Source organism: Streptomyces sp. NBC_01089 (assembly GCF_045162975.1).
In the GTDB taxonomy this organism is placed as follows: Bacteria; Actinomycetota; Actinomycetes; order Streptomycetales; family Streptomycetaceae; genus Streptomyces.
Genome location: NZ_CP108660.1, coordinates 2,232,299 through 2,244,779, shown reverse-complemented (window position 1 = coordinate 2,244,779; position 12,481 = coordinate 2,232,299). Strand labels below are relative to the sequence as shown.

Sequence of the window (12,481 nt, the reverse complement as noted above, 5' to 3'; positions counted from 1 at the left end):
CAGGAGCCCCGCCAGCACCGGCTCCGCACACCGAGAAGGACTGAGATGACCCGCGTGATCGCCGGCACGGCCGGCGGGCGCCGCCTCGCCGTACCGCCGGGCAACGGCACCCGCCCCACATCCGACCGCGCGCGCGAAGGGCTCTTCTCCACCTGGGAAGCGCTGCTCGGCACCCTGGACGGGGCCCGGATCGCCGATCTGTACGCCGGGTCGGGCGCCGTCGGCCTGGAGGCGCTGTCCCGTGGCGCGGCGCACGCGCTGCTCGTCGAGGCGGACGCACGGGCGGTGGCCACGGTCCGCGACAACGTCCGCACGCTCGGTCTCCCGGGAGCGGAGGTGCGGACCGGCAAAGCGGAGCAGATCGTGACAGGACCGGCGCCGGAAGCCCCGTACGACGTGGTCTTCCTCGATCCGCCGTACGCCGTCACCGATGACGATCTTGGCGAGATCCTGCTCACACTCCGTGCCCAGGGGTGGCTCACCGGCGATGCCCTCGTCACGGTGGAGAGGAGCACACGAGGCGGAGAGTTCAAGTGGCCCGGGGGATTCGAGCCGCTGCGGGCCCGCCGTTACGGCGAGGCCACGCTTTGGTACGGTCGCGCCGCCTCTCCGTGCGAAGACGCACTATGACCGGACCCGGGAGCGAGGGACTTCAGTTGCGCCGCGCCGTCTGTCCGGGGTCATTCGACCCCATCACCAATGGACACCTCGACATCATCGCCCGCGCCTCACGGCTGTACGACGTCGTGCACGTGGCCGTGATGATCAACCAGTCGAAGCAGGGTCTCTTCTCCGTCGACGAGCGGCTGGACATGATCCGCCAGGTCACGGCCGACTTCGGGAACGTGGAGGTCGAGTCGTTCCACGGCCTTCTCGTCGACTTCTGCAAACAGCGCGACATCCCGGCCATCGTGAAGGGGCTCCGCGCGGTCAGCGACTTCGACTACGAGCTGCAGATGGCCCAGATGAACATCGGGCTCTCCGGCGTCGAGACGCTGTTCGTGCCCACCAACCCGACCTACAGCTTCCTCTCCTCCAGCCTGGTCAAGGAGGTCGCGACCTGGGGCGGGGACGTCGCGCATCTGCTGCCGCCGCTGGTGCGCGAAGCCCTGACACAGCGGCTCGCGGAGAAGCGGGAAGCCGGCTGACGGCCGCGTGGCAGTCCTGGTGACGGCAGCGCACTGAACTGACGAACCGTCACCAGGTGTCGGGCGGGCGCCGACTGGCCGTACAGTCGTCCCCGTCCGTCTCCAGGCCGGAAGAACAGGTGGCGCACACGGTGGACGTGCAGAAGAAGCTCGACGAGATCGTCGACACGGTCGGCAGTGCCAGGTCCATGCCCATGTCCGCCTCCTGCGTGGTCAACCGCGCCGAGCTGCTGGCGATGCTCCAGGAGGTGCGCGACGCCCTGCCGGGCTCCCTGGCGCAGGCCGAGGAGCTGATCGGCGGCCGGGAGCAGCTGGTCGAGCAGGCCCGGGACGAGGCCGAGCGGATCATCGAGGCGGCGCACGCCCAGCGCGGCACCCTCATCTCCGACACCGAGGTCGCCCGGCAGTCCCAGGACGAGGCCGACCGGGTGCTCGCCGAGGCCAGGCGGGAGGCCGAGGAGATCCGCGCCGAGGCCGACGACTACGTCGACTCCAAGCTGGCGAACTTCGAGGTCGTCCTCACCAAGACCATCGGCTCCGTCGACCGGGGCCGCGAGAAGCTGCTCGGCCGGGGCCCGGGGCTGGACGACGAGGGTTACGAGGACCCGGAGGCCCCGGAGCGCAGCCACGATCCCGAGACGCTGCGGATGCGCGCCGACGAGTATGTCGACACCAAGCTCGGAGCCTTCGAGGCCGTGATGGCCAAGACGCTCGAAGCGGTGGGGCGCGGCCGGCAGAAACTGCACGGCCGGGTCGCGTCCGACGAGCTGGGTGTGCACATGGCCGAGCAGGACGAGATGGGCCGCAGGCACAGCAGCGACGCGGACTTCCTCTCGGACCTGGCCGAGCCGCAGGCCCCGGCCGCCGGCCGGCCGCAGGCCCAGGAGCCCGCCCCGATGGCCGCGCAGCTGCCGCCCGAGACGGCGCCGCAGCACATCCCGGACGTGCCGGTCCAGCAGATGTACGACCCGTACGGATACCAGCAGCCCCAGGACCCCTACGCCTACCAGCAGCAGCAGTACGCGTACCAGCAGGACCCGTACGCGTACCAGCAGCAGGTCCAGCAGCAGGACGGCTACGGCTACCCGGGGCCCGACCAGATCCAGCAGCCCCAGCAGCCGCCCCACCCGCAGCAGCAGGGCGCCCTCGACGAGACCAGCCTCTTCGACACCAGCATGATCAACCTGGATCAGCTGCGCGAGTACGAGCAGGGGCGCTAGGGCGTGTCCGCAAAGTCGCGTAGTCGCCCGCAGGGCGGGCGCGCGGCGTCCGGTGCGTGCTCTCGGCGTGCCGGGCGGAAGTCCTCGTACTGGCCGTACTCGGGCTTTCGCCCGGTGCGGCGAGAGTGCGTGCCGGGCGTCGCGCGCCAGACGCGACTTTGCGGACACGCCCTAGGCCGTGTCTTCAAAGCTGTTTTAGGTGTTGAGGGATCATGTCGGTTGTGGTGCGTCGTCATGAGCTGTCGGATGCTGAGTGGGCTGTCCTGTCGCGGTTGTTGCCGAGTTCGGGGACGGCGGGGCGGCCGCGGTCGGATGACCGCGTGGTGCTGAACGGGATTGTGTGGAAGTTGCGCACGGGGTCGGCCTGGCGGGATGTGCCGGAACGCTACGGCTCCTGGCAGACGCTCTACACGCGTTTCCGCAGGTGGGCACTGGATGGCACGTTCTCTCGCATGCTGCGGGCTCTGCAGGCGGAGAAAGATGCGGCCGGGGACATCGACTGGCTGGTGTCGGTCGATTCCACGATCGTGCGGGCCCATCAGCACGCCGCCGGCGGCAAAAGGGGTCACCGAGGGGGACGAAGCGGGTGATCACGCCCTCGGTAGATCCCGAGGCGGACTGAGCACCAAGCTCCACTTGGTCTGCGACGGACACGGCCGCCCACTCGCCTTCGTTCTGACCGGCGGGAACGTCAACGACTGCACTCGCTTCGAGGAGGTCCTGGACGCCATCTGCGTTCCCCGCATCGGTCCAGGCCGGCCACGCACCCGGCCCGACCACGTCATCGCGGACAAGGGCTACAGCTCCCGTAAGATCCGCGCCTACCTGCGAAAGCGCGGCATCCGCCACACGATTCCCGAACGCATCGACCAGGCCAGCGGCCGCCTACGCCGAGGCTCACGTGGCGGCCGACCACCGCGTTTCAACAGGGAGGTCTACCGACTCCGCAACGTCGTCGAGCGCTGCTTCAACCGGCTCAAACAATGGCGCGGCCTGGCCACCCGCTACGACAAGACCCACGAGTCGTTCCAGGCCACCGTCACCATCGCCTCAATCCTGTTATGGATCTGACCTTTGAAGACACACCCTAGGGCTTACGGGTCCGAGGCCCGAAGGGGCCGATTGGGTCTACGGCGGCCGGTCCAGTATCCTGGCTCTTCGGTCGCCCGTACCTCCGCGATCTGTGCTGCCCGTTCCGATGGTCTCCGGACGGTTCCCGACGCGGCGGCGCCACATTCCCAGTCTTCAGCGATCCGAAAGCAGGAAGAGCCCTGAACGCCCGCCTCGACCACCGCAACCCCCTCGTGTTCGACACACACGAGCTGGGCCGGCGTCCCGGTGCGCTCCAGCGGCTCTCCCGCTCGGTCGCAGCGCCCAAGGACCTCGGCATCGACGGGGTCATCGGAGTGCCGGAAGGCACTCCCGTAGAACTGCAGCTCCGCCTTGAGTCGGTCATGGACGGGGTGCTTGTCACAGGCACCGCCCGTTCAACCGCCAAGGGGGAGTGCGTAAGGTGTCTGGAGCCGCTGGAGCGAGAGCTCGAAGCGGATTTCCAGGAGATGTTCTCGTACCCCGAAGCCGACGACCGGGGCCGCAGCAAGAAGGCGGACCCGGCTGACAGTGCCGACGACGAGGACGAGGAAATCACCCCCCTTGAGGACGGCTTGTTCGACCTCGAACCCGTGCTGCGTGATGCGGTGGTGCTCGCACTGCCGATGCAGCCGGTGTGCCGGGAGGATTGCGCCGGTCTGTGTTCCGAATGCGGAATCAGGCTGGACGACGAACCCGGCCACCACCATGACGCCGTCGACGCACGTTGGGCGGCACTGCAGGGACTCGTCGGGACCGGCCAGGTCGGCGAGAAGGACAACGTTGACGGCGCCGAACCTGGCGTCGACGAGAAGCAGGAGAAGTAGCCGTGGCTGTTCCGAAGCGGAAGATGTCGCGCAGCAACACGCGCCACCGCCGGTCGCAGTGGAAGGCTGCGGTCCCCACCCTGGTTGCGTGCGAGCGCTGCCAGGAGCCGAAGCTCCAGCACATCGCGTGCCCGAGCTGCGGCACCTACAACAAGCGCCAGGTCCTCGAGGTCTGAGCGGCTGGTGAGAGGCGCAATGTCTGACGTCAACAAGACGGACAATGCCTCGTCCCACACGCTTCTGGAAGGGCGGCTCGGGTACACACTCGAGTCCGCCCTTCTGGTGCGTGCGCTGACCCATCGTTCGTACGCGTACGAGAACGGCGGTCTGCCCACCAACGAGCGGCTGGAGTTCCTCGGGGACTCCGTGCTCGGCCTGGTGGTCACGGACACGCTCTATCGCACCCACCCGGATCTCCCGGAGGGCCAGCTGGCCAAGCTCCGGGCCGCGGTGGTCAATTCGCGTGCGCTCGCGGGAGTGAGCCGTGGGCTCGAACTCGGTCTCTTCATCCGGCTCGGCCGGGGCGAAGAAGGCACGGGCGGGCGGGACAAGGCATCCATCCTCGCCGACACACTGGAAGCGGTGATCGGCGCCGTCTACCTCGATCAGGGCCTCGAAGCGGCGTCCGAGCTGGTGCACCGGCTCTTCGACCCCCTCATCGAGCTGTCCTCCAACCTCGGTGCGGGCCTGGACTGGAAGACCAGCCTCCAGGAACTCACCGCAAGCGAAGGTCTCGGGGTCCCGGAGTATCTGGTCAGTGAGACCGGTCCGGACCACGAGAAGACCTTCACCGCTGCTGCTCGCGTCGGTGGTGTCTCGTACGGCACCGGCACCGGCCGCAGCAAGAAGGAAGCGGAACAGCAAGCGGCGGAGTCCGCGTGGCGCGCGATCAGCGCCGCGGCGGAAGAGCGCGCGGGCGCGGCCGATACCGCCCCCGCCGCCCACGGAGAGGACGCCGACACCTCTTCGGCTCCGGCCGCCGGCACGGCCTCGGCCTGACGCCGGTTCTTTCCCCGCCCGTCCCCTCCGGGGGGCGGGCGGTTCTTTTCATGAGCCTTCACACCATGGTCCCTCTCAGCCTCTTCACCGCTCGCCGGTGAACCACCCCTGAGGAGCAGCGTGCCCGAGTTGCCCGAGGTCGAAGTCGTACGGCGCGGACTGGAGCGCTGGGTCTCCGGCCGTACCGTCGCCGATGTGCAGGTGCTGCATCCCCGTGCCGTACGCCGTCACACCGCGGGCGGCGACGACTTCGCCGCCGCGCTGCGCGGGCGCAGGTTCGGGGTGGCACGCCGGAGGGGGAAGTACCTCTGGCTGCCGCTGGAGGACCCGGCCGCGGACGGGGCGCCGGGCGCGGGCACGGGCGCCGGAGGCGGGGCGTCCGGGGCCGGGTCCTCCGCCGCGTACTCGGTGCTCGGCCATCTCGGGATGAGCGGGCAGCTCCTGGTCCAGCCCGAGGCGGTGCCCGACGAGAAGCATCTGCGGATCCGTATCCGGTTCGACGACATCGCGGGGACCGAGCTGCGCTTCGTCGACCAGCGGACCTTCGGCGGGCTCTCGCTGCACCCGAACACTCCGGAGGGGCTGCCCGATGTCATCGCGCACATCGCCCGTGACCCGCTGGACGAGGAGTTCGACGACGCCGCGTTCCACACGGCGCTGCGGCTGCGCCGCACCACCATCAAACGCGCCCTGCTCGACCAGTCGCTGATCAGCGGCGTCGGCAACATCTACGCGGACGAGGCGCTCTGGCGCGCGCGGCTACACTACGAGCGCCCCACCGCCACCCTCACGCGCCCCCGGACCCAGGAACTCCTGGGCCATGTACGGGATGTGATGAACCAGGCCCTCGCCGTCGGCGGGACCAGCTTCGACAGCCTCTACGTCAATGTGAACGGCGAGTCCGGCTACTTCGACCGGTCGCTCGACGCCTACGGGCGGGAGGACGAGCCGTGCCGCCGCTGCGGCACCCCGATACGCCGCCGCCCCTGGATGAACCGGTCCAGCTACTTCTGCCCGCGCTGCCAGCGCCCGCCGGCCGGACCGCGCGGCTGACACCGGCGGCGCCGAGCGGCGGCCGGGTCAGTAGCCGAAGTCCTGCGTCCACCAGGGCCCGCCCGCGCCGAAGTGGACGCCGACGCCGAGCGTGGTGAAGTCGCAGTTGAGTATGTTCGCGCGGTGGCCCGGGCTGTGCATCCAGGAGTCCATCACGGCCGCCGCGTCGGCCTGGCCGCGCGCGATGTTCTCGCCGCCCAGCCCCCGTACGCCCGCCTTGTCCGCCCGGTCCCAGGGAGTGGCCCCGTCCGGGTCGGTGTGGTCGAAGAAGCCACGGGACGCCATCTCGTCGCTGAAGGCGCCGGCCAGCGAGGCGAGATCCGCGTCGGCCCGCACCGGTCGGCAGCCGGCCTGGGCCCGCTGATGGTTGACCAGGTTCAGTACCGCGGTGGCCGCGGTGGTCTCCGCTCCGCCGGCCGCCTCGGTGTGGGCGGCCTCGGTGTGCGCGGGCGCCGCGGAGGGCTGCGCCGTACGCGCCCCCGCCGTGCTGGGCGACGCGCTCCGTGCGGTGGCCGGGCCGCTCTTCTTCCGCTGCGAGGGGACCGCGGATGCCTTCGGCCGGTGCGGGGAGGGTGAGGTGGACGGGGCGTGCGCCCGGGCGGCGGCCGAACCGGCCGGCGCGGAGGGCGTGGCCGGTGTGGGGGTGGCGGACGATCCGCCCTGGGTCTGGAGGTCCGGCACACCGTCGGCGCGGACCCGGTCGCCGCCGCCCGAGCCGCCCACCGTGTAGGTGTCCCCGCCGGGCAGCAGCCCCGACGCCATCGCCACGGCGCCCACCGCGACGGCCGCCGACACCCCCAGCAGCCCGGTGCGTACGGGCGTGGCCCCCCGGCTCCTGCCGCTGTGGCGTCCCATGCGCGGTGCCCTCCTTGTGCCCGGCCCTCGTGGCCGGCGTCGACCTGACTCACCCGTACAGGTGAAGTTCATTGGCTCGGGACTGTAGCCCATGGGGGGTCGGGGCGAAGTGCTGCCGGGGCAATCGGCCGGTTAGCGTGCAGACATGAACGAAGATGTACGGCTGGCCGCCTGGGTGCGCGGCAAGGTCCAGGGTGTCGGTTTCCGCTGGTTCACCAGGGCGAACGCCCTGCGGATCGGCGGGCTCACCGGATTCGCCCTCAATCTGGAGGACGGCAGGGTGCAGGTCGTCGCCGAGGGGCCGCGCGAGAGGTGCGACCTTCTCCTGGAGTGGCTGCGGTCGTCCGACACACCCGGCCGCGTCGACGGTGTCACTGAGATCTGGGACACTCCGCGCGGGATCTATCAGAGTTTCGAGATCCGCTGACGCGCCCCGTTCAGGGGATGGCCGCAGGGGCCCGCCGATCTGCCTCTGGCATATCCGCGAGGCAGAAAATGCCTGGTGGTTGCCAAGACGCGCGCTCCGTGCCAGGCTGCCGCAGTAGGAATGATCTCCACGCCCCCTGGGCCCCGCAGGAGAGCCGCCCCGGACACCGTCCGGCGTGTGCCCCCGGGTCTGCCCATCGATACGGGGTGTGATCGTGTTGACCGTCAAACTTTTTGGTGAGACTCTGGAAGCCCCGCGCACCTCAGCTGCTCGGCAGCGAGAAACGCAGAGAAAACAGCACAGACAGAGGCTGCCGAGTTCCGCGGGTGCGATTCCCCCTACGACCCACCACTCTTCGGTCGGTCACTCAGTGTGGAGGACCATCCATCATGGCAAAGGCGCTTCTCGGTTACGTCGGCGGTTCCGACCCGCGACTTCTCTCCGAGATGCGACGGCTCCAGCAGCGCGTCCAGGACCTCGAATCCGAGCTCGTACGGATCCAGTCCGAGAACGACGCGCTGGCCGCCGCAGTCCAGCACCACGGAGACTCGTTGCTCGACGGTATCGACATGGACGTACCCCAGGCGGAGCCTGCGCTCACCTGACCCACACCCCACAAGGGTACGGGCCGGGCTGATCCGTAAAGCCGCTTGAGATCCAATGCGCAAGGATATGCAAGGGACGCTTCGGCGTCCCTTCTTTCTGTCCGCTCTTTCCCCCTGGCTCTTCCCCGCTCACGCACTGCCGTGCGGTTTCCTTTACCGTCTGATGTGCCCTGCACCTTCATGGGCGAAACCGGCAGTGAAAGGTAGAGTCCGGCGGCGTGCACCTCAAGGCCATGACCCTCCGCGGGTTCAAATCCTTCGCCTCGGCCACCACCCTCCGGTTCGAGCCCGGCATCACCTGTGTCGTGGGACCCAATGGATCGGGCAAGTCCAATGTGGTCGACGCGCTCTCCTGGGTGATGGGGGAGCAGGGTGCCAAATCGCTGCGCGGCGGCAAGATGGAGGACGTCATCTTCGCCGGGACGACCGGCAGGCCGCCGCTGGGCCGCGCCGAGGTCTCGCTCACCATCGACAACTCCGACGGTGCGCTGCCCATCGAGTACGCGGAAGTCACCATTACCCGGATCATGTTCCGCAATGGTGGCAGTGAGTACCAGATCAACGGCGACACCTGCCGGCTGCTCGACATCCAGGAGCTGCTCTCCGATTCCGGCATCGGCCGCGAAATGCATGTCATCGTCGGCCAGGGCCAGCTCGACTCCGTCCTGCACGCGGATCCGATGGGCCGCCGGGCCTTCATCGAGGAGGCCGCCGGCGTACTGAAGCACCGCAAGCGCAAGGAGAAGGCGCTGCGGAAGCTGGACGCGATGCAGGCCAACCTCGCGCGTGTGCAGGACCTCACCGACGAACTGCGCCGTCAGCTCAAGCCGTTGGGGCGGCAGGCCGCGGTCGCCCGGCGCGCCGCCGTCATCCAGGCCGACCTCAGGGACGCACGGCTGCGGCTGCTCGCCGACGACCTGGTGACGATGCGCCGGGCGCTGCGGACCGAGATCGCCGACGAGGCCGCGCTGAAGGAGCGCCGGGAGACGGCGGAGACGGCGCTCAGGGCGGCCCTGTCGCGTGAGGCCGGTCTTGAGGACGAGGTGCGGCAGCTGGCCCCGCGCCTGCAGCGGGCCCAGCAGACCTGGTACGAGCTGTCGCAGCTGGCCGAGCGGGTGCGGGGCACGGTCTCGCTGGCGGACGCCCGGGTGAAGAGCGCGTCCGCGGCGCCCGAGGAGGAGCGGCGGGGCCGCGACCCGGAGGACATGGAGCGCGAGGCGGCCAGGATCCGGGAGCAGGAGGCGGAGCTGGAGGCCGCGCTGGAGTCCGCCGAGCGCGCACTGGAGGACACCTCGGCGCACCGGGCCGAACTGGAACGGCAGCTGGCCGCCGAGGAGCGCGGGCTCAGGGACGCCGCGCGCGCCATCGCCGACCGGCGCGAGGGGCTCGCCCGGCTGCACGGACAGGTCAACGCGGCGCGCAGCAGAGCGGGTTCGGCGCAGGCCGAGATCGACCGGCTGGCCGAGGCGCGGGACGGGGCGCGGGACCGCGCCGAAGCGGCCCAGCAGGAGTACGAGCAGCTCAAGGCCGAGGTCGACGGACTCGACGCCGGTGATCAGGAACTCGCCGGCCGGCACAGCGCGGCGAAGTCCGCGCTGGCCGATGCCGAGACCGCGCTCAGTTCGTCCCGTGAAGCGGCCACGGCCGCCGAGCGCGAGCGTGCCGCGCTGGCGGCCCGGCACGAGGCGCTGGCGCTCGGACTGCGCCGCAAGGACGGCACCGGTGCGCTGCTCGGGGCCGACGACCGGCCGGACGGCCTGCTGGGTCCTGTCGCCGAACTGCTGACGGTGTCCGCCGGATACGAGGTGCCGGTGGCGGCCGCGCTGGGGGTGGCGGCCGACGCGCTCGCGGTGCGCGACACCGCCACAGCGGCGGACGCGATCCGCAGCTTGCGCAAGCAGGACGCGGGCCGGGCGACTCTGCTGCCCGGCGTGGTCCCCGTACCGCCGTACGAGTCCGGCGCCGCTGGGCTGCCCGGCCAGGTGCGTACGGCCGCGCCCGAGCGGGCGGGCGGCGGGGCCGCGGATGTGCCCGAAGCCCGGCACGGCGACGGTACGGACGGCGCCACCGTGGCTGCTTCGGATGGGCATGCGGGGGGCCGTCCCGGGGCCCCGGCGTCCGGCGCCCCGACGGGGGCGTATCCGGAGGGGACCGAGGACAGCGGCACCGGTCTTTCTCCGTCAGGCGGGCCCGTGCCGGGGCAGGGCCAGGGACCGGGCCAGGGCCAGGGGCAGGCACCGGGACCGGGCGAGGGGCAGGGACAGAGGCAGGCACCGGCACCGGGACCGGGCGAGGGCCAGGCACCGGGACAGGGGCAGGCACAGGGGCAGGGCCAGGCACAGGCACCGGGCCAGGGCCAAGCACCGGGCCAGGGCCAGGGGCAGAGCCACGCACCGGACCGTGCCGCCGTCGCGCTCGCGGCTCCGCGCGCCGTCGATCTGGTCGGCGGCCCCGCCGAACTGCTCCCCGGAGTCCGGCGGCTGCTGCGCGACATCGTCGTCGTGGGAACCCTGGAGGACGCCGAGGAACTGATCGCCGAGCACCCCGCGCTGACCGCTGTGACCGCCGACGGCGACGTCCTGGGCGCGCACTTCGCCCACGGCGGGTCCGCCGGAGCGCCCAGCCTGCTGGAGGTGCAGGCGTCCGTCGACGAGGCCGCCGCCGGGCTGGCGGAGCTGGCCGTACGGTGCGAGGAGCTGGCCGGAGCACAGCGCGCGGCGGCCGGCCGGCGGGCGGAGTGCGCGGCGCTCGTCGACGAGCTGGCCGAACTGCGGCGCACCGCCGACCGGGAGAAGTCCGGTGTCGCCCAGCAGCTCGGGCGGCTCGCCGGGCAGGCGCGGGGCGCGGCGGGCGAGGCCGAGCGGTCGGCGGCTGCCGCAGCCAAGGCCCAGGAGGCCCTGGAGCGCGCGACCGGGGAGGCCGAGGAACTGGCCGAACGGCTGCTGGTGGCCGAGGAGTCACCGGTGGAGGAGGAGCCGGACACCTCCGTACGGGACCGGCTCGCGGCCGACGGCGCCAACGCCCGGCAGACCGAGATGGAGGCCAGGCTCCAGGCCCGTACCCACGAGGAGCGCGTCAAGGGGCTCGCGGGACGGGCCGAAGCACTCGACAGGGGAGCGCGCGCCGAGCGTGAGGCACGGGCGCGCGCCGAGCAGCGCCGCGCCCGGCTGCGCCACGAGGCCGCGGTCGCGTCGGCCGTCGCGGACGGGGCGCGCCAGCTGCTCGCCCATGTCGAGGTGTCGCTGGTCCGCGCCGAGCAGGAGCGGGCCGCTGCCGAGGCCGCGAAGGCCGGGCGCGAGCAGGAGCTGGCCGCCGAGCGCAACCGGGGCCGTGACCTCAAGGCCGAACTCGACCGGCTCACCGACTCGGTGCACAGGGGCGAGGTGCTCGGCGCCGAGAAGCGGCTGCGGATCGAGCAGCTGGAGACCAGGGCGCTGGAGGAGCTGGGGGTGGAGCCGGCCGGTCTGGTGGCCGACTACGGGCCCGACCAGCCGGTGCCGCCGTCGCCCGCCGCCGAGGGGGAGGAGCTGCCCGACGACCCGGACCATCCGCGGAACCAGCCGGTGCCGTTCGACCGGGCCGGGCAGGAGAAGCGGCTCAGGTCGGCCGAACGGGCGTACCAGCAACTCGGAAAGGTGAATCCGCTCGCTCTGGAGGAGTTCTCCGCGCTGGAGGAGCGGCACAAATTCCTCTCCGAGCAGCTGGAGGACCTGAAGAAGACGAGGGCCGACCTGCTGCTGGTGGTCAAGGAGGTCGACGAGCGGGTCGAGCAGGTCTTCACCGAGGCGTACCGCGACACCGCGCGTGAGTTCGAAGGGGTGTTCGCCCGGCTCTTCCCGGGCGGCGACGGACGGCTGATCCTGACCGACCCCGGCAATATGCTCACCACCGGTGTGGACGTCGAGGCCAGGCCGCCCGGCAAGAAGGTCAAGCGTCTCTCGCTGCTCTCCGGCGGGGAGCGGTCGCTGACCGCCGTGGCCCTGCTGGTGTCGATCTTCAAGGCCAGGCCGAGCCCGTTCTATGTGATGGACGAGGTGGAGGCGGCGCTGGACGACACCAACCTCCAGCGGCTGATCCGGATCATGGAGGAGCTCCAGGAGAGCTCCCAGCTCATCGTGATCACTCATCAGAAGCGGACGATGGAGGTGGCCGACGCGCTCTACGGGGTCTCCATGCAGGGCGACGGCGTCTCCAAGGTCATCAGCCAGCGCCTCCGCTGAGCCCGCCCCGGCCCCGGCTGATTGGCCCTCAGGCGGGC

Annotated in this window: 12 protein-coding genes; 11 read left to right on the top strand and 1 reads right to left on the bottom strand. The window is 71.2% G+C overall.

Annotated elements, in window-relative coordinates; genetic code table 11:
- Nucleotides 1-45: 45 nt before the first annotated feature.
- The 8 genes from rsmD (at nt 46) to mutM (ending at nt 6,336) form a co-directional block, all read left to right on the top strand.
- A complete protein-coding gene (gene rsmD, locus OG510_RS09780; protein WP_406136394.1) occupies nt 46-630 on the top strand; it encodes a 16S rRNA (guanine(966)-N(2))-methyltransferase RsmD in 585 nt (194 codons plus the stop codon).
- 26 nt (nt 631-656) lie between these two features.
- Nucleotides 657-1,148, top strand: coding sequence for a pantetheine-phosphate adenylyltransferase (gene coaD / locus OG510_RS09775; protein ID WP_203600772.1), 492 nt, complete (start codon nt 657-659; stop codon nt 1,146-1,148).
- A 131-nt stretch (nt 1,149-1,279) separates the two neighbouring features.
- Entirely contained in the window at nt 1,280-2,368 is a 1,089-nt protein-coding gene (locus tag OG510_RS09770) for an ATP synthase F0 subunit B (protein ID WP_406142349.1), read from the top strand.
- A 212-nt stretch (nt 2,369-2,580) separates the two neighbouring features.
- A protein-coding gene (locus tag OG510_RS09765; protein WP_371628382.1) for an IS5 family transposase occupies nt 2,581-3,439 on the top strand; the annotation gives its coding sequence in 2 pieces (ribosomal slippage) (nt 2,581-2,936 and nt 2,935-3,439; 861 coding nt in all).
- A gap of 200 nt (nt 3,440-3,639) precedes the next feature.
- A complete protein-coding gene (locus OG510_RS09760; protein ID WP_239074971.1) occupies nt 3,640-4,284 on the top strand; it encodes a DUF177 domain-containing protein in 645 nt (214 codons plus the stop codon).
- A 2-nt stretch (nt 4,285-4,286) separates the two neighbouring features.
- A complete protein-coding gene (rpmF, locus tag OG510_RS09755) occupies nt 4,287-4,460 on the top strand; it encodes a 50S ribosomal protein L32 (RefSeq protein ID WP_030753522.1) in 174 nt (57 codons plus the stop codon).
- Nucleotides 4,461-4,479: 19 nt separating this feature from the next.
- The gene (gene rnc, locus OG510_RS09750) at nt 4,480-5,283 is read left to right on the top strand and encodes a ribonuclease III (RefSeq protein WP_164267209.1); all 804 of its coding nucleotides are present in this window, start codon (nt 4,480-4,482) and stop codon (nt 5,281-5,283) included.
- A 120-nt stretch (nt 5,284-5,403) separates the two neighbouring features.
- On the top strand, nt 5,404-6,336 hold the full coding sequence (gene mutM, locus OG510_RS09745; RefSeq protein ID WP_406136393.1) for a bifunctional DNA-formamidopyrimidine glycosylase/DNA-(apurinic or apyrimidinic site) lyase: 933 nt from the start codon (nt 5,404-5,406) through the stop codon (nt 6,334-6,336).
- Nucleotides 6,337-6,363: 27 nt separating this feature from the next.
- On the opposite strand, the gene OG510_RS09740 is transcribed toward mutM, so the two are convergent.
- Complete coding sequence (locus tag OG510_RS09740) at nt 6,364-7,191, bottom strand: CAP domain-containing protein (RefSeq protein ID WP_406136392.1); 828 nt, start codon at nt 7,189-7,191, stop codon at nt 6,364-6,366.
- 145 nt (nt 7,192-7,336) lie between these two features.
- Between OG510_RS09740 and OG510_RS09735 the strand changes: the two genes are divergently transcribed.
- The 3 genes from OG510_RS09735 (at nt 7,337) to OG510_RS09725 (ending at nt 12,443) form a co-directional block, all read left to right on the top strand.
- Nucleotides 7,337-7,618, top strand: coding sequence for an acylphosphatase (locus tag OG510_RS09735; RefSeq protein WP_164267868.1), 282 nt, complete (start codon nt 7,337-7,339; stop codon nt 7,616-7,618).
- Between the two features lie 389 nt (nt 7,619-8,007).
- On the top strand, nt 8,008-8,223 hold the full coding sequence (locus tag OG510_RS09730) for a hypothetical protein (RefSeq protein WP_164267867.1): 216 nt from the start codon (nt 8,008-8,010) through the stop codon (nt 8,221-8,223).
- A 218-nt stretch (nt 8,224-8,441) separates the two neighbouring features.
- A complete protein-coding gene (locus OG510_RS09725; RefSeq protein WP_406136391.1) occupies nt 8,442-12,443 on the top strand; it encodes an AAA family ATPase in 4,002 nt (1,333 codons plus the stop codon).
- The last annotated feature ends 38 nt before the right edge of the window (nt 12,444-12,481 follow it).

Bases quoted from the DNA above. Each gene is read 5' to 3' on its own strand.
- rsmD (WP_406136394.1), top strand. From the start codon at position 46: ATGACCCGCGTGATCGCCGGCACGGCCGGCGGGCGCCGCCTCGCCGTA.
- OG510_RS09740 (WP_406136392.1), bottom strand. From the start codon at position 7,191: ATGGGACGCCACAGCGGCAGGAGCCGGGGGGCCACGCCCGTACGCACC.
- OG510_RS09735 (WP_164267868.1), top strand. From the start codon at position 7,337: ATGAACGAAGATGTACGGCTGGCCGCCTGGGTGCGCGGCAAGGTCCAG.
- OG510_RS09730 (WP_164267867.1), top strand. From the start codon at position 8,008: ATGGCAAAGGCGCTTCTCGGTTACGTCGGCGGTTCCGACCCGCGACTT.
- rnc (WP_164267209.1), top strand. From the start codon at position 4,480: ATGTCTGACGTCAACAAGACGGACAATGCCTCGTCCCACACGCTTCTG.